Annotated in this window: 15 protein-coding genes and 1 pseudogene; 7 read left to right on the top strand and 9 right to left on the bottom strand. The window is 45.5% G+C overall.

Annotated elements, in window-relative coordinates; translation table 11 throughout:
- The first annotated feature begins 111 nt into the window (after positions 1 to 111).
- The gene (gene fghA / locus ACED46_RS12605) at positions 112 to 951 is read left to right on the top strand and encodes an S-formylglutathione hydrolase (protein ID WP_017061633.1); all 840 of its coding nucleotides are present in this window, start codon (positions 112 to 114) and stop codon (positions 949 to 951) included.
- Between the two features lie 77 nt (positions 952 to 1,028).
- On the opposite strand, the gene ACED46_RS12610 is transcribed toward fghA, so the two are convergent.
- A complete protein-coding gene (locus ACED46_RS12610) occupies positions 1,029 to 2,111 on the bottom strand; it encodes an aminotransferase class I/II-fold pyridoxal phosphate-dependent enzyme (protein WP_371721583.1) in 1,083 nt (360 codons plus the stop codon).
- Positions 2,112 to 2,417: 306 nt separating this feature from the next.
- Here ACED46_RS12610 and ACED46_RS12615 point away from each other — a divergent pair, with 306 nt between their 5' ends.
- Together ACED46_RS12615 and ACED46_RS12620 are read left to right on the top strand one after the other, a co-directional pair.
- Entirely contained in the window at positions 2,418 to 2,819 is a 402-nt protein-coding gene (locus ACED46_RS12615; RefSeq protein ID WP_017061631.1) for a hypothetical protein, read from the top strand.
- A 224-nt stretch (positions 2,820 to 3,043) separates the two neighbouring features.
- Positions 3,044 to 3,781: an NUDIX domain-containing protein gene (locus ACED46_RS12620; RefSeq protein ID WP_371721584.1), complete on the top strand. Its 738-nt coding sequence runs from the start codon at positions 3,044 to 3,046 to the stop codon at positions 3,779 to 3,781.
- A 127-nt stretch (positions 3,782 to 3,908) separates the two neighbouring features.
- Here the strand turns inward: ACED46_RS12620 and ACED46_RS12625 are convergent, their stop codons facing one another.
- A complete protein-coding gene (locus ACED46_RS12625; protein WP_017061629.1) occupies positions 3,909 to 5,429 on the bottom strand; it encodes an aldehyde dehydrogenase family protein in 1,521 nt (506 codons plus the stop codon).
- 327 nt (positions 5,430 to 5,756) lie between these two features.
- Between ACED46_RS12625 and ACED46_RS12630 the strand changes: the two genes are divergently transcribed.
- Positions 5,757 to 7,547, top strand: a complete 1,791-nt coding sequence (locus ACED46_RS12630; protein ID WP_371721585.1) for a sigma-54-dependent Fis family transcriptional regulator — start codon at positions 5,757 to 5,759, stop codon at positions 7,545 to 7,547.
- 15 nt (positions 7,548 to 7,562) lie between these two features.
- Here ACED46_RS12630 and ACED46_RS12635 read toward each other — a convergent pair whose 3' ends face one another.
- Positions 7,563 to 8,414 carry a LysR family transcriptional regulator gene (locus ACED46_RS12635; RefSeq protein WP_017067473.1) on the bottom strand — a complete coding sequence of 284 codons (852 nt, stop codon included), beginning with the start codon at positions 8,412 to 8,414 and terminating at the stop codon, positions 7,563 to 7,565.
- Between the two features lie 98 nt (positions 8,415 to 8,512).
- Between ACED46_RS12635 and ACED46_RS12640 the strand changes: the two genes are divergently transcribed.
- On the top strand, positions 8,513 to 9,160 hold the full coding sequence (locus ACED46_RS12640) for a glutathione S-transferase family protein (protein WP_371721586.1): 648 nt from the start codon (positions 8,513 to 8,515) through the stop codon (positions 9,158 to 9,160).
- A 143-nt stretch (positions 9,161 to 9,303) separates the two neighbouring features.
- Positions 9,304 to 10,746, top strand: coding sequence for an N-acylglucosamine 2-epimerase (locus tag ACED46_RS12645; RefSeq protein WP_371721587.1), 1,443 nt, complete (start codon positions 9,304 to 9,306; stop codon positions 10,744 to 10,746).
- A 145-nt stretch (positions 10,747 to 10,891) separates the two neighbouring features.
- Here the strand turns inward: ACED46_RS12645 and ACED46_RS12650 are convergent, their stop codons facing one another.
- The 3 genes from ACED46_RS12650 to ACED46_RS12660 form a co-directional block, all read right to left on the bottom strand.
- Positions 10,892 to 12,337 carry a sucrose-6-phosphate hydrolase gene (locus tag ACED46_RS12650; protein WP_102320860.1) on the bottom strand — a complete coding sequence of 482 codons (1,446 nt, stop codon included), beginning with the start codon at positions 12,335 to 12,337 and terminating at the stop codon, positions 10,892 to 10,894.
- Positions 12,334 to 13,293: an aminoimidazole riboside kinase gene (locus tag ACED46_RS12655; RefSeq protein ID WP_371721588.1), complete on the bottom strand. Its 960-nt coding sequence runs from the start codon at positions 13,291 to 13,293 to the stop codon at positions 12,334 to 12,336. The genes ACED46_RS12650 and ACED46_RS12655 overlap by 4 nt, the downstream gene beginning before the upstream one ends.
- Before the next feature lie 195 nt (positions 13,294 to 13,488).
- Positions 13,489 to 14,928: a sucrose-specific PTS transporter subunit IIBC gene (locus tag ACED46_RS12660; RefSeq protein WP_017064972.1), complete on the bottom strand. Its 1,440-nt coding sequence runs from the start codon at positions 14,926 to 14,928 to the stop codon at positions 13,489 to 13,491.
- A gap of 234 nt (positions 14,929 to 15,162) precedes the next feature.
- Between ACED46_RS12660 and ACED46_RS12665 the strand changes: the two genes are divergently transcribed.
- Complete coding sequence (locus ACED46_RS12665) at positions 15,163 to 16,149, top strand: LacI family DNA-binding transcriptional regulator (protein ID WP_017067468.1); 987 nt, start codon at positions 15,163 to 15,165, stop codon at positions 16,147 to 16,149.
- A gap of 134 nt (positions 16,150 to 16,283) precedes the next feature.
- Here the strand turns inward: ACED46_RS12665 and ACED46_RS12670 are convergent, their stop codons facing one another.
- The 3 genes and pseudogenes from ACED46_RS12670 to ACED46_RS12680 form a co-directional block, all read right to left on the bottom strand.
- Positions 16,284 to 17,657 carry a carbohydrate porin gene (locus tag ACED46_RS12670; protein ID WP_102320859.1) on the bottom strand — a complete coding sequence of 458 codons (1,374 nt, stop codon included), beginning with the start codon at positions 17,655 to 17,657 and terminating at the stop codon, positions 16,284 to 16,286.
- 551 nt (positions 17,658 to 18,208) lie between these two features.
- Positions 18,209 to 19,105, bottom strand: a complete 897-nt coding sequence (locus ACED46_RS12675; RefSeq protein WP_371721589.1) for an alpha/beta hydrolase fold domain-containing protein — start codon at positions 19,103 to 19,105, stop codon at positions 18,209 to 18,211.
- Between the two features lie 14 nt (positions 19,106 to 19,119).
- A pseudogene (locus tag ACED46_RS12680) lies at positions 19,120 to 20,864 on the bottom strand (TonB-dependent receptor domain-containing protein).
- Positions 20,865 to 21,085: the final 221 nt, after the last annotated feature.

The raw sequence follows: 21,085 nt of genomic DNA on the forward strand, positions 1-21,085 counted from the left end.
CAAATGAATAGCAACAAACTGTCTTCACCACCTCCTGCCCGGTGGGTGGTGAAACTTTATGTAATATAGACAAATTTACTCCCAAACCATCAACCTAACGGAGCACAATAGATGACAATCGAAAACATTAGCCAAGCAAAGGTTGCTGGTGGTTGGCACAAACAATACACCCACTTTTCTGCAACGCTTGACTGCAACATGCGTTTTGCGATTTTCTTGCCACCTAACGCAAGCAAAGAAAACCCAGTTCCTGTTTTGTATTGGTTGTCAGGCTTAACCTGTACCGATGAAAACTTCATGCAAAAAGCCGGCGCTTTCAAAGCCGCGGCTGAGCAAGGCATCGCGATTGTTGCACCAGACACTAGCCCACGTGGCGAAGGTGTTGCCGACGATGAAAATTACGATCTCGGCCAAGGTGCAGGCTTCTATGTGAATGCCACTCAAGCGCCATGGGACAGCCATTACCACATGTACGATTACGTGGTAACAGAGCTCCCTGCATTAATTGAGTCGTTCTTCCCTGTTACATCCGTAAAATCGATTTCTGGTCACAGCATGGGCGGACATGGTGCCCTAACGATTGGCATTAAAAACGAAGATAGCTACCGTTCTATCTCTGCATTCAGCCCAATCACCAACCCAATGCAATGCCCTTGGGGACAAAAAGCCTTCAACCAATACCTAGGCTTAGATATTGAAGAGTGGAAACACTACGATGCCTCTGAGCTTCTAAAAACCAAAGGCACTAAACTGCCAATGTTGGTCGACCAAGGTGAAGCCGATAACTTCCTGATTGAACAGCTTAAACCTGAGCAATTAGTCGAAGCCGCTAAGGTAACCAATGCCGATTTAGATCTACGTATGCAGCCTGGTTACGACCACAGCTACTACTTCATCTCTAGCTTTATTGATGAACACATTGAGTTCCACGCTGCTTACTTAAACAAGTAGCCAGATGAATTTAGCCCGCACTTTGTAAACGCAAGGTGCGGGCTTTTTTATGCCTACTGATTTTATAACGGTTGCTTTTATAACTGCTTAATACGCTGCTTTAACGCTTCTAAATCTATATCATTGCCAACAATTCGTAATCGAACATACTCTTCAGTCATCGCGTCGCACGTAATAGCAAAATCGACACCCGAACATGTCTTAATACCGATACTCTCAAATAGCTTTGAAAGGTGAGTTCCTCTCTTTTTCAACAACATAATGGGCGTCGATATTGACGTGCCAACCACCTCAATATTGTTCTCAGACAACAAGCCGATCATTTGCTGCTTAAAGTATTCAGTTTTGCTGCGGTTCATTTCTAAGAAGTGTTTTGCATTGGGTAAGGTCGCCGATGCGATTTTTATTGAGGGGTAAGTCGGCGTAAACACACTCACCGCAGCTTCGATTGCAGAAGTCAGGTTTTCACTGCTGGCTAAGTAACCGAGTCGAATCCCAGCGAGCCCTAAACCTTTAGAAAAGGTTCGTAAAACTATTAAGTTGTCCAAGACTAAGGTCTGATCGAGCATAGACTGCTCAGGGGTCAGGTATTCACCATATGCCTCGTCGACAATCAAAATAGCGCCAGAACGCTCACATACTCTCGCTATCTCGACCAGATAAGCTCTGTCGTAGATTCGACCCGTTGGGTTGTTGGGATTATCGATATACACCAAGGCAGGACTTTGACTGCTTATTTTTGATGCCAACACACCGAACAGATCCGACTCGTTTTGATAATCAAACATGTTGATGGACTGGTACTTCCCGCCCACCAAAGTGAACTCTGATACTGCTTCAACAAACTGAGGGCCAATGCCTATCATGGTGCGATTGTTGTGATCGATAAGTTTATTGAAGATAAGTTCTAGCGCCCCAAGAGAGCCCGTGGTGTACGTAATACGACAATCTTCAATCCCAATAAACTGGCGAGTCAGATAAGTCAGCTCCGAAAGCTCCCTGTGGCAATAGTACTTATCAATACCGTAGATAATATCTTTGATCACATGTTCAGGAATTTCTGGTGCGCCAAATGGATTGGAGCCAAGTGAACAATCGATACGAAATGAGTGATCGACATAAGAATGGTATTCGCCACTTAACCGTGGATTTAAATGCATAAGAAAACGCTCAAAAAATATTCATGCGCTATTCTTATCGTACTGAATTTTATCTATATAGGTCATTTCGCGACAGTTCTTCGCCTTGTTTCGAGAGACTGGTTAAAAACCAAGATTGGTTCAAATAACGAATTCTCTTAAGCCATAATCAAGAGTTAAGCACTCGTGTTTACATTTCGAGTTAACCGAACCGCTTTCTTTGCGCTAGATTAAGCTGAGATAAGATAGGGTAATAACAGAGCTTGCATCTTTACTCTCCCTAGTTACCATAGCCCCATTAACATCCCCCATATTTTGAAGGTTGCTATGAAAGCAATTAAGACTCTTTTCTTCCTGATGGTTTTATTGAGCGGTCTGTTTACCGCTTGGCTGTTTATTCCAATTCCAGCGACCATGGACAAGCAAACGCTCGACGTTCCATTAACGGAACCATTCAAGCTTGTTGCGTATCGCAGCAACCCGAATGATGCGAGCAAGCCGCTGACTTACCACTACTATGTGATTTCAGATGTGGTTGGTGTAGACGACATGGACCCATTCCTGATTACCACGGACCAGTTCGTGAAGCTTGGCGAATTCGACGAGAACACATTCAACCTTACGGTTAACGGCAAGATTGATAGCTACACCAACGATTTGTGGATCAAGAAATCTGATGGCAAGCTTCAACACTGGTACGTGAGTATTAACGCGAACTATATTCGTTAAAATCGAACTGCAATAAACCTCATTTTAAAACTGCGCTTTGGCTTCCAAGCGCAGTTTTTGTTTCTAGCAACACCCTCCACTTATCCCGACCCGTTCGACATAAACTGCATTGCCTACTTTTGATTCACTGCTGCCCTTGCTCTCAAGGTGTTATAAGCTCTTTAGATACGATAAGCTCAGACCATGCTCGACGCCCAATAAATCAAAATAATAAAGGATCACCCGTGGAATTTACGCTCGACAAATTTAACGGCATCATCATTGACCCAGCAACAGCCCCTCACGATGTTGACTCATTCAATGCCGAACTCAGCCAGATCACCGAATTTTCAAAGCAGAATAACAAAGGCATCATTTGGATTAGCTTACCTATTTCACTCTCGCACCTTATTCCGGTGGCGACTGAGCTTGGCTTTGTGTTTCACAACTGCTTAGAAGACGAGATTACGCTGATCCACAAATCCGAGATTGTAGAGTTTGTGCCTTTCATTCCGACCCACACCTTGGGTGCTGGCGCGTTAATCACTAACGAACACAACCAAGTGCTGATGATTAAAGAACACGGCATGACGGGCTACAAATTACCGGGCGGTCATATTGAGTTGGGTGAAGGCATTGAAGAATCGGTGGTTCGTGAAACCTTGGAAGAAACCGGTATCGAGGCAACGTTCGTTTCTGTGGTTGGCATGGCGACAAGACACCCGTATCAATTCGGTAAATCAAACCTCTACTTTATTTGTCACCTTATCGCTCAAACTCAAGAAATTGCGATTCAAGACACTGATGAAATTGCAGAAGCTAAATGGATAGATGTTGAAGAATATATTAACAACCCCGACAGCTACCCGTTTAACCGCCAATTGGTCGGCTCTTTGATAGGCAAACAAGGATTAGAACTCACTCAGTTAGAAGGCAACTATGGCCCGAACCATAAGCCAGAGATCTTCTTTTCGAAAAACTAAAGCGATTCAAACATAAAAACGCCAAGCTCATAAGAACTTGGCGTTTTGCTTTTCATTTTACTTATATTGTTTAAGCCATCTCGTTGCTAGTGACTTCCTAATTAGACTGTTCTAGAACCTATCTATTTTAGAAAAAGCCTAACGGATTAGTATCGTAGCTAATTAATAGGTTCTTAGTGTTTTGGTAGTGATCGAGCATCATCTTATGTGTCTCACGGCCGATGCCGGATTTCTTATAACCACCAAATGCGGCATGTGCTGGATAAGCGTGGTAGCAGTTCACCCAAATACGTCCAGCTTCAATGTTGCGACCCATGCGATACGCTAGGTTTGCATCACGCGTCCATACACCTGCACCCAAGCCATATTCGGTATCGTTGGCAATCTCTAGCGCTTCAGCTTCGTCTTTAAACGTCGTCACCGCGATAACAGGGCCGAAGATCTCTTCTTGGAATACACGCATCTTGTTGTGCCCTTCCAGCATGGTTGGCTGGATGTAATAACCATTACCGAGATCATCAGATTGCTGCGCAACTTCGCCACCTGTCAGCACTTTAGCGCCTTCTTGGCGACCGATTTCTAGGTAGCTCAGAATCTTATCGAACTGCTCTTTTGAAGCTTGTGCGCCAACCTGAGTATCAGTATCTAGCGGGTTACCTTGTTTAATAGTTTGAGCACGCTCGACCACCTTGGCGATGAACTTGTCGTACACCGATTCATGGATCAGCACACGTGATGGACAGGTACACACTTCACCTTGGTTGAAGAACGCCAGCAACATGCCTTCGACACACTTATCAAGGTATTCGTCTTCATGGTTAAAGATGTCTGGGAAGTAGATGTTTGGAGACTTACCGCCAAGCTCAACCGTTGATGGAATCAAGCTTTCAGCGGCACATTTCAGGATGTGGTGGCCGACTTCTGTCGAACCGGTAAATGCCAATTTCGCCAAACGATCGCTGGTTGCTAACGCTTGACCCGCTTCACTACCAAAACCATTGACGATGTTGACTACGCCTGCAGGTAGAAGATCAGCGATCTTCTCCATCATCACTAAGATCGATGTCGGTGTTTGCTCCGCTGGCTTCATCACAACACAGCAACCCGCAGCCAGTGCTGGCGCCAATTTCCAAGCCGCCATTAAAATCGGGAAGTTCCAAGGAATGATCTGCCCCACCACACCGATGGGTTCTGGGAAGTGGTAGCTCGCGGTGTTTGAATCTAGCTCGGCTGCGCTGCCTTCTTGCGCCCGAATACAGCCTGCAAAGTAACGGAAGTGGTCAACAACTAACGGGATGTCTGCCGCTAGAGTTTCACGCACAGGCTTGCCGTTTTCCCACGTCTCCGCCACCGCGATTTCTTCTAGGTGCGCTTCAATGCGATCGGAAATTTTAAGTAGGATATTGGAACGTTCTGTCACACTGGTCGCAGCCCAACTAGCACGAGCCGCATGCGCCGCATCGAGTGCCAAGCTAATGTCTGCCTCTGTTGAACGTGCCACTTGGCAATACACCTGACCATTCACTGGGGAAGTGTTATCAAAATACTCGCCGCTGACAGGCTTCACCCACTCGCCACCGATAAAGTTATCGTATTGAGCTTTAAAGTTCACCACTGCGTTGTCACTACCCGGCTGTGCGTAAATCATAGTTAGATCCTTCTTCGATTTGATATTCGTTATTGAGCTAGAGCTGTCTTATTTTTGTGGCGGCTCCCCTTGAGAAAAGAACTCATGGCGAGACGCCCATGTTTATGCTTTCTGTTTAAAACACTGATACTTCGTGTTTTCTTCACAACAGTAACAACGCAAATCACACGCCAGAACTTCAAAACTTGTTGTTAATAAATCGTAAAACCATGATTACCAAACGTTTACAACCCAAAGTGAGTTGGCATTGAACGGACGTATGGAAACCACTCCAGTGTTCAACTGTTCCAAATTGGTACACCCTCACTGTTACGACATGGAACAGTCATGCACCTTCAACAAGCAAACACCTCAGATTGGCTTTCGTCCTCTTGGCACCGCAGCACAGAAGCGGGTCTAAAACAGAGACGACTTCCTGAAGACATTCGCCTGCCGCAATCGATCCTTAAACAGCGACGTCATCAATCGGCTGACTTGATCCATATCGTAGAACGCAATGCGCTGCCTTTGTTTAATCAGATGTTTGCTCGTACCGACAGTCGTTTGATTTTGACCGATATTGAGGGCGTGATTCTGGCAAGTTGGGGACAGGAGCGGTTTAAAGAGAAGCTGACGTCAATTGCACTCAGCTCAGGAGCGTGTTGGCAGGAACAACTTAAAGGCACCAACGCGATTGGCACCGCGATTGTTGAAGCCAAACCAGTATCTATCATTGGCGAACAGCACTTCATTCAACAGCATCGATTTATCAGCTGTTCAGCAAGCCCGGTGTTTGATCATCAAGGGCAAATGGTTGGTGTGTTAGACATCACCAGTGAGCAGCAACAACACGACAGTTCCGTCCAATTACTGGTTCAAAATATGGTTCAGCTTGTTGAGAACCAGCTTCTGAGTCATATCCCACAAGGCACCACTCGAATCGATCTCGCGTGTGAGAAATCTTTATTACACAGTGGTTGGCAAGGGATAGTAATAGCCAATGAAGCTGGTGAGGTAGTGGCGCACAATCAAGTCGCCTCTCAACTGCTGGATCAAACCTCGATCGTCGGCGAATGCATAGATACGCTCTTCAACCGAACCTCATTAGACACGCCCTTTGTGTTTGAGAAACAGCACCTCAAACAACCAACTGCAAAACGCACGCGTTCCATTTCAGCATCGTGCGATTTGCACCATGGTGAACAACAAATTGAACATGCTTGGCAGCAAGCCAACAAGGTAATCGACAAAGGGATCAGCCTATTAATCTTAGGAGAAACGGGCGTTGGCAAAGGCGAATTTGTAAAGGCGTTGCACAAACAAAGCCAACGTAAATCTTCGCCCCTAGTAGCAGTAAATTGCGGTGCGCTGCCGAAAGACCTTATCGAATCTGAACTGTTTGGTTACGCGCCGGGCGCCTTTACGGGAGCAAGCCACAAGGGCTTCCAAGGTAAGATCCGTCAAGCAGATAAAGGGATTCTATTTCTAGATGAGATCGCCGACATGCCTTTAGAAGCTCAGTGCCGACTACTGCATGTTCTGCAAGACAAATCCGTGGTGCCAGTTGGTTCCAATCAAAGCTATCAAGTCGATTGTCAGATCATCGCTGCAACTCACAAAAACCTCGAGCAGTTAGTCGCAACAGGTGAGTTTAGGCAAGACCTGTATTACAGACTCAATGGCTTAGCCTTCACCTTGCCAAGCCTACAACACCGACAAGACAAGCACGCTTTAATCGAGCACATTCATCGTAAATACGCCGAAGACGAACAGACAATCTGCCCGCACTTGATGAGCTTACTGTGCGCCTATTCTTGGCCGGGTAATATCCGAGAATTAGACAACTTACTTAAGGTTGCTGCTCTATTAGCAAGTGATGAACCCCAACTCACACTCGAGCATGTGCCCAGCCACCTTGCTCAACATCTCACGTCATTAGCACACGATAATCAGCATCAACTCACGCCTCCTAATACCACCAAAGGTACAGCTAATAACGATTTAAGAAGTACCGTTGAAGAAACCTTGCTGCAAACCTATCAAGCCAACCAAGGCAACATAAGTAAGACTTCGAGAATACTCGGTATCGGCCGCAATACCATTTATCGAAAATTGAAAAGCTTGGGAATCCTCCAATAGGAAGATGAACCTAAGCTACTCAGAACCCAGCTCCACAAGTTGATTGAGCACTTCTTTATCCAATACCGGGTGATGCTTACTCGCTAGGATCAGCACAATATCGACCGAAGGCAACGGCGGCATATCATCAAGAATTTTCAAATCTGAAGTCACGCTTAGCTTACCCATCGCACCAATCGCTAATCCTGCTTTCACGATTGCACGCTGCGCTGAAGCGGTATTGCTACACGCCAATAACTGATAAGGCGTGCCCTGCTTGGTTAAGCCATTCACTGCCGCTGCGTGGTACTTACAATCGGTCTGAAACAAGGCTAGTGGGACTGGTTTAGACTCATCGAATGCATAGTCAGGGCTGCTTATCCAAACACCCACATCATGTGTAAGCCAGTAACCCTCTTCACTATCAGGCGCTCTGGTGACAATCGCCGCATCTAAACGGCCATCATCTAACCACTCTCTGAGGTTAATACTTGGTAGGCTAAATATTTGAATGGAACAGGTAGGTTCTGCTTGCTGTAACAGGCGAATCACTTTTGGAAGAATGGTGTCGTTGTAGTCTTCAGGGCAGCCGAGTCGCAGAGGTTGTTTGTCTTCATAACGCTTTACTTGCTTGAGGGCGGTGTTGTGGAGGGCGACCAACTGTTCGGCATGAGAACGCAGCGCTAAGCCAGCTTCAGTCAGTATTAAATTACGTCCTTCTTTCTGGAAAAGAGTGACGTTGAGTTCTTCTTCCAACTTACGCATCTGAGCACTGAATGCCGATTGGGTACGATTTATCTGTTTCGCTGCACGAGTGAAACTACTGGTTTCCACAAACGCGAGAAAGCCTCGCAAAGCATCAATATCCATATTGAAATCACCACCCATCGTTTTTATTAATGTATTGCATCAAAATTATCCGTTAGTGCTCCGCAATACAATCCCCTAAGCTCAAAAGCATACTCACCAAACGCAAGGAAGCAACGATGCAGCTTTATATTGGAAACCAGAACTACTCAACTTGGTCACTGCGCGCATGGCTAATATTCGACAACTACAACCTGAGTACAGAAGTCATCAAGCTCAAGCTATTCACCTCTGATTTTTACGACACTCTGGCGAAAGTGACGCCAACGGCCAAGGTTCCAACCCTAGTTGACGGTGACGTTGCTGTGTGGGATTCATTGGCCATTCTCGAATACGTTAACGACGCTCACTTGAACGGCGTAGCATGGCCCAGTTCAGTGAAAGAACGCGCCCATGCCCGAGCAATTTCCGCCGAGATGCACTCTGGATTTTTTGCCGTCAGAAATGAAATGCCGATGAACTGCCGCGCACAACGAAAGCTAAAACTCAGTGAAGGCGCCTTGAAAGACATCGCTCGTATCGATGCAATATGGTCAGCACAAATGGAACAATACCCTGAAGGATGGTTGTTTGGTGAATGGTCGATTGCCGATGCGATGTTTGCACCTGTGGCTTTACGTGTAGAAACCTATGGAATACAACTTTCCGAAAAGGCATCACAGTATCAACAACGCGTTCTTAACAGCCCATCAATACAAAAATGGTTGGCAGAGGCAAGCTTAGAAACCGATGTGGTTGAAGAGGACGAGGCAGGCAAGCCTGTATAAAATACAAGACACCCTTTCAAGGCTCACTAGTCTGTGAGCCTTTATTTAAACCTTAATAATTTGGTCGATTGTGATCACCGAATCACAATGTGCAGATGCGATTGTTTATATTCAACGAAACTCAAATCATTAAGATAAACATCATGTTACGAGCAACGATCGCATTACTCAGCGTGGCCAGCCTGGCCGTATCTGCCAATGTCACCCTTCCCTCTGGAGAAGACTGGATCAATCATGCCTCTGAAGGGCTGGCACCTTACTGGCTAATGCCTAGTGCTCAGGGAGAACCGATAGGCAACTTCCCGACGTTTCGTTGTGATGACGGTACCTTGCTCGATGTATCTGATGTGTGCCCTGAATTGAACAAAGGCTGGATCACGCCACACTTTGGCAAAGAGTTTACGCGGATGAAGTCACGTCAAACTTATGCCTATGGCGTGCTCTACCACCTTACCGGAGACAAGCAGGCGTTAGCGCTTGCTAAGCAAGGGGCGTACTACCTCATTGATCAGCTAGAAGATAAGCAAAACGGCGGCTTTATCGGCTACACAAAAGAGGGAAAAGTAGGCCAGAATTGGCAGCAGCGTACTTCTCAAGATCAAGCGTATGCATTAGTTGGCCTTGCCATGTACTACTACCTGACTCAAGACAAAAAGGTAGAAGAAGCACTCATCGCCCAACAAGCTTTTATCTTTGATAAATATCGACTTAGCGACAACAGCGGTCTTGCTTGGGTACTCGCCGACGGTGAAGATGGCAGTGCAAAACGACGTGAACTGGTTGCGCAACTTGATCAAATAAACGGCTACCTGTTGTTAGTCGATCCTCTGCTCAAAGAGCCCATCAAATCAAAATGGCTTGATGACTTAAACTGGCTCACGCAAGCCATGATTGACCAATACCATTCTGAAGATGAACAACGCTTCTACGGTGCAATTCACGATAAAGCAGCGATGATGCCGAATGCTAATCACAATGATTTTGGACACACCATCAAAGCGTATTGGATGACTTACCTTACAGGCCAAACATTGAATAACTCTGAATGGTCGGAGTTTGGTTTAGACGGTATGAAATACACTTTGGATCAGGCGCAATATCAGAAAGAGTTCGTGAGTGTCTCCCAATATTATGGCGAGGAACTTCAGAAAGCCTGGAAAGGACAAGAGATAACTGGCTGGCAAAGCAGACCGCACAGTGAGTGGGCTTCATCATGGGAGTGGGCGGAACTTGATCAAGCAGCAATGACGGTTTCACTTGTCGATGGTTCGATGAAAGACGTCCTGCAATACACGTTACCGACCTTTCATGATGTATGGGTCGACCACAAATACGGCGGTGTCGGGCTTGACCCAAAACGCACCAAAGCTTTCCATTGGGGCAACGGTTATCACCAGTTTGAACATGCGCTGATTGGCTATTTGTTCGCTCAGCAAGTTGACGCGAAGCCAGCAATATTGCATTACGCAAGGCCGACCAACAGCGAGATGCCAATGGAACCGTATTACTATCAAGGCGATGTGGTGGAGCTATTGAATAAAGATGACGGAACGCAGAAGGTCAGTTTCAATAACATTCGACCTTAGCGTTGGTTGTTTGTTCTAAATGGACTTGAGATTCAGGGCTACGGGGAATGGACAAGGTCAAAGAGTTAGCACAATAGTGATGTCGCAGACCAAACAAAAGCCGCTGTTGATGATCAGCGGCTTTCTTGATGGAGATAAGCGGAGGTTAGTTGTCCAACCCTTTAATTGGGTTCATCGAGTGATAAACGGTGTTCACGTCACCAGTCATCGACAATGAACTCAAGTCATCAATGAAGAAACGGCTGGTCATTGTGTGCTTACCGCCATTGATAAAGATTTCGATCACTGACTTATCAACATAAACCTCGATGATTTGCTTGGTGCTCAACCTCGGTGCTTTTCTCACTGAGCCAAACTCTTCCGCGTAGAGCTGAGACATCTTACTGCGATCAAGCATGAACTCCTTTTCTGTAGCACTGAATACGATGTTATCACCCGCAACGTTAGTAAGTGTAAACTCAAACTCGTCAGTATCCGTTTCGAGCTCAACCATGAAGCTGGTTGTATCCAATTCAAGAGCATTTTCAACCACCACAGCTTCACCCTGTAGCGCTTTCAATTCAGGTAAAGCAGACTGAACAAGATAGCCATCTTGGATTTGAAGTTCGCGTGGTAACGACAACATGCCCGCCCACTGATACTCATTAGATGGTGTATCAATCTCAGGCAGACCAATCCAAGCAATCAGAATACGGCGGCCTGTATCATCTAAATAAGTCTGTGGTGCATAGAAATCGAAGCCATAATCTGGCTGCGCAATATCTTGGTGGTTTTCCAGTTCTACCGAATCGAGATTTAAGCGGTCACCGACGATATAAGCCACCGAGTAGATATTTTTGAAATCGTATGGATTTTCGCTAGACACACCTTGTGGAGAAAACAGCATCACCGACTGATTCTCTATTTCAAAGAAATCTGGGCATTCCCACATATAGCCAAGGTTGTTGTAACGAGTTTGAATTGGACCTTTGTGCTGCCAATTCATCAGGTCTCGGCTGCAATATAGCGCCATAGAGCCAGTATTTTGAGGCGTTTGAGCACCCACAACCATCAGATAATCGCCGCCCTGTTTCCACACTTTTGGGTCGCGGAAATGTTCGGTGTAGTGATCGTTTTCGATAACCACGCCGTGCTTTTCTATTTTGCCGTCAGCAGTCATCTTGGCAAAACATTGAGTTGGCACTCGCAACCAATTTCCATCGCGCTTGTTACCTGTAAAAAACAACAATGCATTGTCGTTTTCGACCAATGCACCACCAGAGTAAACACCGTGAGAGTCGTAATCTTGGTCTGGGTGCAAGCCAATACCGTGGTCTTCGAAATGAACGAAGTCTTTGGTAGAAAGGTGGTACCAGTACTTCATACCATGGACGGGGCCAACTGGCGTCCATTGGTAAAATAGGTGGTGTTCACCATTAAAGAAACACAGACCATTCGGATCATTAAGCAGACCAAACTTAGGCGCAATATGGTAGCTTGGATAGCCAGAGTCTTGTTTGCGAAGCTCTACCATCGCATCAATACTCTCTAGAGAAATATCTTCTATACGGCGATATCTTTGCTCTACTGTCCAGTTCGAGTTCAAACTCATACACTCTCCTCTACGGCATTCGTATTTGAAGAGTCTTTTTGAATAAACTGAGTAAGAGCTTCTTGCGTTGGAAGTGCGGTCATTGCGCCTTTTTGCGTGGTCGCCAGTGCACCACACCCATTCGCCCACTGAATTGCAGAATCGACGACTTGTTGATTGTTCCACTCATCATCTTGAGAAAGCTTTGCAAGCAAACCGCCAACAAAAGCATCGCCTGCACCCGTGGTATCCACTGGCGTCACTGAGCGACCTGAAATCAACACACCTTGCTTTTCAAATACTCGCCAAACACCTTTCGCACCCTGTGTAACCAGAACAAGCGTGTTGTTAAGATCTGCAATATGAGCCAAACCTTGCTCCATCGAAGTTGAACCGGTTAAGAAATCCAACTCTTCTTCAGAGAATTTAACCACATCCGCCAACTCAACCGCTTTCATGACCACAGGCTTGATTTCAGATGGATCTTGCCACACTTCATCGCGAAGGTTTGGATCGAAGCTGATGTAACCGCCCGCGGCTTTCATACGTCGGATCGCTTCGAAGGTACTGCTTCGGCTTGGTTCATTAGCCAAAGAGATCGAGCAGACGTGTAGCCACTCGTTTTTCTTAAATTCGGGAATGTCTTCAACAGACATAAACTGGTCGGCACTTGGCTTAACCATAAACGTAAAGCTACGCTCGCCTTGGTCATCAAGATCGACCACCACGGTTGACGTGCGTTGTTCAGGGTCCTTCACCAAACGCTCGGTATTCACACCTTCCTTTTGCAGAGTCACTTCCATAAAAGTGCCAAACGGATCGTTACCCACTCGGCCAAAAAATGCGCTTTTGCCTAAAAGGCGAGAAATCGCTACCGCGACATTAGCAGGCGCACCGCCCGGACATTTCAATAATGTCGCGTCAGTCTCCGGAATGAGGTCGACGACGGCGTCTCCAGTTACCCAAACTTGATTCATCTTTCTTACCTTAAAACTGAAAATCATGACAACCGAAAGCGATGGCAATCGAAAGCAGTAGCAACCAAAAGCAAGGTGACACTTCACGCTGTCATGTGAAAATATAAAAAGGCTAGCTAAGCCAAATCACCTAGCTAGCACCCCAAAGCTTAGGAAATGAAGTGAAAAGGGGGGCTTCACTTCTAGGGAGAAACGTTAAGCTGTTGCTTTAATGTTTTGCTTGCTGCGCTCGCGCAGACCTAAAACAACGGTCAGAGCAAAGGCAGTCACGAACGCGATAATCATACCTACCACGTAGTAGCCAATCTTTTCTGGTGATATTGAGATGATACCAGGAATACCCGCCGCACCCAGTGCTTGTGCTTTCACATTGAACATCGTGATAAACGCGCTTGAAATCGCAGCGGCACAAACCGCAGCAATGAATGGATAGCGAAGCTTCAAGTTCACACCGAACATTGCAGGTTCAGTAATACCAAGCAAGCCAGTCACACCAGAAGGAATCGCGATACCTTTCATTTTCTTATCTTTACTCATGAAACCAACCGCCAGTGCCGCTGCACCTTGTGACACGTTAGACATCGCCGCGATAGGGAAGATGAACGTACCACCAGTTGTTGCGATATCCGCAAGCAGCTGAGTTTCAATAGCAATAAAGCTATGGTGCATACCAGTAATAACAAACGGCGCATAAATCAAACCAAACACCGCACCGCCAATGAAGCCAGCACTGTTGTATAACCAATTTAGGCCGTCACCAAGCAGGAAGCCGATATCACGAGTAAATGGACCAACAATCGTGAATGTTAACAAACCAGTTATGAAAATCGCCAATAGCGGCGTTAGCAAGTTATCCAGAACCGAAGGAATAACTTTACGCAGCCCAAGCTCAACTTTCGCTAGAATAAACGCAGAAACAAGAACGGGTAGTACTGAACCTTGATAGCCTACTTTCTCGATTTCGAAACCTAAAATGTTCCAAACCGGAATGCTGCCCGACACTGATGCGCCACCGAAGCCCCAGCCGTTAAGCAAGTCTGGGTGAACCATCAACATACCTAAAGCCGCGCCAAGGTATGGGTTACCACCAAACTTCTTACTCGCTGAAAATGCTAATAAAATAGGTAAGTACACAAAAGGAGCATTAGCAAATGTATTGATCATGTTTGCTAAGTCGGTCAAACCCGGATTAGCGTCGATTAAAGATTTGCCATCAATGAATAAGCCTTGAGCCGTCAATAGGTTGTAGATACCCATCAACAAACCACCAGCAACAATCGCCGGAATGATTGGTACAAAAATATCAGACAGGCCTTTCACCGCGCGTTGCAGGATATTTTGGTTGTCAGCACCTGCAGACGCCACATCGTTGGTCGACATTTCCGTCATTTCAGTCAGCTTAGCCAACTCAGCATAAACTTGGTTTACGATGCCTGAGCCAAAGATGATCTGATATTGACCTGCCACTTTAAACTGGCCCTTAACCCCTTCTAGGTTATCAATCGCCTGTTCATCAATTTTATCTTGGTCTGCAACCGCAAGACGCAGACGAGTCGCGCAGTGTGCGAGTGCGGTGATATTACTTTTACCACCTAATAGAGAAAGCAGCTCTTTTGCTATTTTTGGATAATTCATTACATACCCCATTGGATTATCATTTGAGCTTTTGAATTTTCGGGAACGTTTGCAAAACAAATTTTTGCCTAGAAATAACAAATGATCAAAGATAACTGCTCAATAGTGTGAGAATGATCTTCAAATTATCTCCCTAGGATAAGAAGACAGGGTTAAAATCCCCTAATAACAGGTAAATTTGATGCTCTGTTTGCAAACAATCCCAAAACTAAAATTACAATTGGATAATGAATAATGGCTAGTCTTCATGATGTCGCTCGTCTCGCTGGAGTTTCCAAGTCGACGGTTTCAAGAGTAATCAATGATGAGTATGGCGTAAAAGACGCGACCAAGGTGAAGGTGCGTAAAGCGGTTGAAGAGTGTGGCTATCTCCCAAACCAAGTCGCTAAAGACTTAAAGTCCCAAAAAACCAACCTGGTTGGCGTGATTGTTCCTAGGGTTTCTTCCCATGCCACCTCTCAGGGTGTCGATGGTTTAACCGCCGTCTTAGAGCAAGCGGGCAAGCATGTATTATTAGCGAGCACACACCAAACACACCATAAAGAACTTGAATATATTCAGATATTTAACCAGAAGCGTGTTGAAGGCATCATCCTGTACGCGACCCACCTCGACAACCAATTAGTCAAAGCGATTCAAAGCTCTGCCGTACCCGTGGTATTGGTTGGTCAAGACGGGTCAATGTTTAACATCCCAAGCATTGTGCACGACGACACTCGCGTAGGGTTTGAAGCGGGTAATCGCCTCATAGCGAAAGCTTGTAAGCATATGGGATTCATCGGTGTGCAAGGTGATGATATTGCGGTTGATAAGATGAGATCGGAAGGCTTCGCTCAATCGCTTCAATTTAACGACCTCACACTGCAATTTCACGCCCGTGGCGACTTCACCATAGAATCAGGTTACCAACTGGCGAAGCAGTATCTCAAGGAGCACACCAAGCTCGACGGCCTATTCTGCGCCACTGACCGTATCGCAATCGGTGCGATCAGAGCAATTCAAGAAGCGGGCCTCGTTCCAGGAAAGGATGTCTTGGTACTCGGCGTGGGTGATGATGAACTTGCTTCAGTATGCACACCAACGCTGTCTACGTTTAACTATGCGTTTGATAAAGCGGGAGAAAATGGAGCCAAGCTGCTACTCGACCGTATTGAGAAAAAAGGCTTTGAAATGAGCAAGATGGTGTTGACCTTCACCACTATTGACCGAGAGTCTTGCTAGCGATTTATTTCAGAGATCAGGTTATCCCAAGATAAAAAATGCCAACCTTCGAGTTGAAACGATAAGGTTGGCATTTGGTGATGCGACTATCACATCATGAGTAACACTCTCTATCTAAACGATATATCAAGCAATTAGAACCAAGTTTCCATCTGCAGTGCAAACAGAACCTCGCCGCCCTCTCCCATCGTTGCAGCATCTGCTTCAGTGCTAATCGAGTAACCATTCAGGTCTTCACTCCAATCCACATAGCTCACAGCGAAACGCAGTTCAGGCCTATCAAAGAAACCAGTGCTAGTTGAAAGCTTGAGTGTTGGTGCAACTGTCGCTTTGTAGAAACCGCCGCTCGCTTGCTCTGTCGAGTTGTCTAAATCCATGTATTGCAATGAACCTTCGTAAACCATCTCAAAGTTCTCTGTGAACTCTTGAGCTAATCGAACGTTTAAAGAAGCCCATGTGAACTCGTCATTCTTCTTCAAACGATCTTGGCTATGCTCTGCCATTAATGCAGGTGCTAAGCGCCAGTTGTCGCCAATGCGAGTGACACCGTAGCTAAACAGGCGAACGGCTTTCGCGTCATCCAGTAGATCACCATTTGAACCGATGCCTTTTAGCTCTGCACCTAGGCCACTACCCACTAACATACCCGTTTTAGAGAAGCCTTCGCTCAGACCAAAGAAGTTGTCTCCATGGTACGCAAACATTGCGTGTACACCACTTTCAGCTGCGCCATTTAGGCGGCTATCGTTGTCTGCTGAGGTCATACCGCTCAACATCACTTGCCATTGGCCAATACGGTTATTCATAGTTGCAATGTAGTTTTCTACATCTGTTGACGAGCTATCAATCTCACCAAAATCTCGGCCATAAATAGAGAAATTCGCTTTCCAGTTGTCGCTCATCTGAACGTCATAAACGCCCGCACCAGTACCTGATAAGAAGACAATATCCGAATCGAAAAAGTGAATATCAAAGTTGTCGCGATCGAATCGTTTACCCGCCCAAAACGTTGCTTCAGAAAACGCTTCAGATTCAGAGAACATGCTCAGACGGTTCAGTTCTGAATACACTTGTCGCACATTCAACTGGCTTTCGCTGGCAGTCCACTCGTTATTTGTCTCAGTACTGTCGGCCAACATGATGCGAAACAAAGCACTAGAGCCATCGTCTGCAAATCGCTTATGAATCAAGTTCGCTTCAACGTAATGATCATCTTCAACACCAAGACGTCCAATTGGAGCTCCAATGGCACCCGCCGCTGTCATGTAAGGACCAGTACCTGTCGCGCCGTTTAGGTCGTCGTTGATCAATAACCCAGAGCGAGCATAGCCGTGAAACTCAAACGAAGAAGCCTTTTCATTGGCCTCGGTAGAGACCTGCTCTGTTTGTGCAACCCTTTGTTCTAATTCATTAATACGTTGCTCTAATGCTGCAACGTCTTCACTTGCTAATACCGATGTAGTCATTAGCCCCATTGTTACAGCAACCGCTAAAATGTGTCGTTTCATTCTGATGTTCTCACGTTAATTGTTTTGGATTATTTGCAAACGTTCCCAAAACAATTCGTAAGCACATTTCGGCTTATACTTTTGATGTATAAGCTCTATATCGAAGAAGAAATAGAAATCAGTCGTGTTGATTACTTCACTTTTGTATCTGAGTGGATGATAGATCGATAATTTCGGGAACGTTACCGAAAATGCATAATTCTGATAACTTTGTCACAAGTGAAATTGATTAATGGGCGAAAAATAGTGTATCGCGCACATTGAAGCCTTTATCAAGGTCGTCGATAAGTTAGAGTCAGTTATGAACAAATCGTGATGAAACACACAATAACCACCACCTTTAACTGATAAATAACTCAATTATCGAAGGTGAACACGGTTTTGTTCGATCTAATAAATGACGATCGAATCATAAAAGGGAAGTTAGAAATGAATCCAGATACTTATGAAAGCTTCCAATAAAAAAGCCAAGTTGAACCTTAGTGATCAACTTGGCTTTAAATGGCTCAATGAATGCTTTCTAGCGCGTTGTAACGTCACAAAAGTAGAGATTATTTAATTGGATAATGTCGCTTTAAAAACGCAATCACATGCGGTACATATTTATCGGTATCAAAAATTGGAGCACTATGACCAACACCCTCCTCGATAAACAGCTGATTCTCAATGCCGTACTTGTCCAAAGCATGTTTGAGGATCTGGCTTTGCGCTAAAGGCACTCGCTTATCCAGTGTTCCATGGAACTGAATGTAAGGCGGAGCATCACTGTTTATATAACTGGTCGTTGAAGCTTGTGCCGCTAGCTCTGGTACTTCACTCGGGATATCACCTAAAAAGCGTGACACCGACGACTTTTTACTGGTTGGTCTGTTCCCTTTATTACCTAGTTCCAGCAGGTCCGTCGGGCCAAAAAAGCTTACAACTCCAGCCACTCGATACTTAGGTTCTGAGTAAAAGCTAATGTCACCGTACGTATTACTTGCGCCGACCAATCCCGCTAAATGACCACCAGCTGAACGCCCCATCATAACCACGTTATCGGCGGCAAGATTGTACTTGTTAGCATGGTCATGAAGATAGTTAATAGCATCATTAATATCCGCGACTGGTTTTGGGAAAGTTGCTTCGCCACTTAAACGATAATCGACCGCAGCCAACGCATAACCTTCATCCAAAACAGAATTAAGCAACAACGGGTTTTTAGTCGGAATATCGTCTTTAGTGCCACGCTTCCACGCACCGCCATGTACCCAAACGAGCAACGGATATTTTCCATCAACCTTTGCTTCTGTTTTGGGAAGGTAGAGATCAAGCTTGATCTCTCGTGCTTCTACCGTCTTAAACAAGATGTCCTTTTCTACTGTGTATACCGCATTAGCATTAGCATTAGCATTAGCAGCCGATAATCCAACAAATGAAAGCATCAGTAATTTTGTTATCTTTTTCATTATGAACCTCTTATCTAGAATGACGCTTCTGCTGCTAGCCAGCAACGACGACCATCTTCAACGTAGCCAAACTCTTCGTAATCGGTTTGTTCATCAAATAGGTTGTAGATACCAGCCATCACCTTAAGGTTCTTTTGCACATACCAGTTGGCACCTAAGTCAACATAAGTAATTGATGGCGCTTCGTATTGTGTTTTTGAACTACTCGTTGTCGGTTCTGACTCTTTGCCACGGTATGTCACTCGTATCCAAGATTGGACATCATCACGTACTTGCCAATCTGCATTTACGGTAGCTAAATGCTCAGGAATTTGCGTTAGTGGCTTACCCTCATCTTCACCGGACTGCTTCTCAGTATGTGTATAGGTATACGTCGAACCGACAGAAATCGCCTCGGTAATGCCTTTATTTATCGTGTATTCAGCACCGTAAGTAATCGCGTCTTCAATGTTCACGTAGGTAGAATCACAACCACGTCGGCCACAGTTAGTGCTCAGCTCTTTCTTGTCGATCTTGTCTTTAAAGTCACTGTAGAACACGGTGAAGTTCGAGCTTAAATCGGCATCGCCAACAAAGTACACGCCCATTTCACTGTCCAATATGAGTCGACACTCCACACACCATAAACGCGAGGGCTCAGATGAGACTCGAACACGTCATTTTGATCAAATCTGAGGCCAGTTGTTAGAGCAAAAGAATCGGTGATGTACCATTCATCTTCCGCAAACAGTGACCATTGGTTATTTTTGAAGACATGATCTTCTGCAGAATCTGTCAGCTCCTGACGTGTATAGTTGAAGCCGATAGTTAGGTAGTGCGCCTCAAGCACAGGCATAGACCATTGTGAGTTCAGAGTCAGGTTTTCCACTTCCATTTCTCCGCCTTCATTCTCAACCGTTTCATTGTTGATGTATGAAGTGCCCGAGCCCCAGTCGTAGTTGCCTGAGTGAGATAGGCCCAATGATTGACGATTGTTCACACGCTCAGAGTCTGTGGTTTTCGATTTTCCATCCGTCGTCACTCGTTCTTGATCGTGATAGGTGTAATCAAACGAGAAAGTATCGTCATCCGTAGGCGTCAAGTGTAGTGCGCCACGGTAACTCTCTAATGTTTTGCCTCCGTATCCGTAAAGAATCTCATCTTCCTTACGCTCTTGATATAAACCAGAGAAAGAAGCACTCAACAAGCCATCAATAAGAGGGCCCGCTAGATGCACTTGGCTTTGATATGAATTGCCCGAGTCTGAGTTCTCTTGCAGTGTTGTTTCACCACGTACGCTGCCATACCACTCTTGATAATCTTTACGAGTGATAATGTTGATCACACCGCCAATCGCGTCTGAACCGTAAAGCGTCGACATTGGGCCACGCACGACTTCAACTCGCTCAATCGCGCTTAGAGGTGGTAGCCAATCTTGCTCAAAGCCACCACTGCTGTTTTGTTGTGTTTCACGGCCAGACTGCTTGCGTCCATCGACCAAAATCGCCGTGTATTCTGCAGGCATACCACGTATTGAAATGTCTTGGCTCGAACCACCACCTGTCACTATCACACCAGGTACATCACGCAGCGCGTCTGTCAGATCTTTATACGATCGGTTTTCCAGCTGCTCACGAGTAATCACGCTGATCGACGCTGGCGCTTCAGTGACAACCTGCTCATAACCAGCTGCTGTCACAACCATGGTTTCCATAGTCGTCGCTTCAATGGTCAAAGCTTCGGTATCAACTTGATTTACTTGTTCGTTAGCAAAGCCCATCACAGGGAATACAAAACACGCAGCAGCTATAGACTTAGAAAGGGGGGAACGAGTAAACGTTTGAATAGTGTTCATCTTGGCTCTACTTAAATTGAGATTGCATTTAATAAACATTCTTAATTAGAGCGGCGTAAATCATTCGCTTCAAGCATAATGCTATCGCCAAAATAGAATATCGCTATCCGCCAGACGGATAGTTACCTTCACCTTATGCTTGATAT

It is taken from the genome of Vibrio sp. 1S139, from assembly GCF_041439475.1.
In the GTDB taxonomy this organism is placed as follows: domain Bacteria; phylum Pseudomonadota; class Gammaproteobacteria; order Enterobacterales; family Vibrionaceae; genus Vibrio; species Vibrio crassostreae_C.

Excerpts from the sequence above, each read along its gene's own strand:
- ACED46_RS12665 (WP_017067468.1), top strand. The coding sequence starts at position 15,163 with ATGGCTAGTCTTCATGATGTCGCTCGTCTCGCTGGAGTTTCCAAGTCG.
- ACED46_RS12655 (WP_371721588.1), bottom strand. The coding sequence starts at position 13,293 with ATGAATCAAGTTTGGGTAACTGGAGACGCCGTCGTCGACCTCATTCCG.
- fghA (WP_017061633.1), top strand. The coding sequence starts at position 112 with ATGACAATCGAAAACATTAGCCAAGCAAAGGTTGCTGGTGGTTGGCAC.
- ACED46_RS12635 (WP_017067473.1), bottom strand. The coding sequence starts at position 8,414 with ATGGGTGGTGATTTCAATATGGATATTGATGCTTTGCGAGGCTTTCTC.
- ACED46_RS12610 (WP_371721583.1), bottom strand. The coding sequence starts at position 2,111 with ATGCATTTAAATCCACGGTTAAGTGGCGAATACCATTCTTATGTCGAT.
- ACED46_RS12650 (WP_102320860.1), bottom strand. The coding sequence starts at position 12,337 with ATGAGTTTGAACTCGAACTGGACAGTAGAGCAAAGATATCGCCGTATA.
- ACED46_RS12625 (WP_017061629.1), bottom strand. The coding sequence starts at position 5,429 with ATGATTTACGCACAGCCGGGTAGTGACAACGCAGTGGTGAACTTTAAA.
- ACED46_RS12670 (WP_102320859.1), bottom strand. The coding sequence starts at position 17,657 with ATGAAACGACACATTTTAGCGGTTGCTGTAACAATGGGGCTAATGACT.
- ACED46_RS12660 (WP_017064972.1), bottom strand. The coding sequence starts at position 14,928 with ATGAATTATCCAAAAATAGCAAAAGAGCTGCTTTCTCTATTAGGTGGT.
- ACED46_RS12675 (WP_371721589.1), bottom strand. The coding sequence starts at position 19,105 with ATGAAAAAGATAACAAAATTACTGATGCTTTCATTTGTTGGATTATCG.
- ACED46_RS12645 (WP_371721587.1), top strand. The coding sequence starts at position 9,304 with ATGTTACGAGCAACGATCGCATTACTCAGCGTGGCCAGCCTGGCCGTA.
- ACED46_RS12630 (WP_371721585.1), top strand. The coding sequence starts at position 5,757 with ATGCACCTTCAACAAGCAAACACCTCAGATTGGCTTTCGTCCTCTTGG.
- ACED46_RS12615 (WP_017061631.1), top strand. The coding sequence starts at position 2,418 with ATGAAAGCAATTAAGACTCTTTTCTTCCTGATGGTTTTATTGAGCGGT.
- ACED46_RS12640 (WP_371721586.1), top strand. The coding sequence starts at position 8,513 with ATGCAGCTTTATATTGGAAACCAGAACTACTCAACTTGGTCACTGCGC.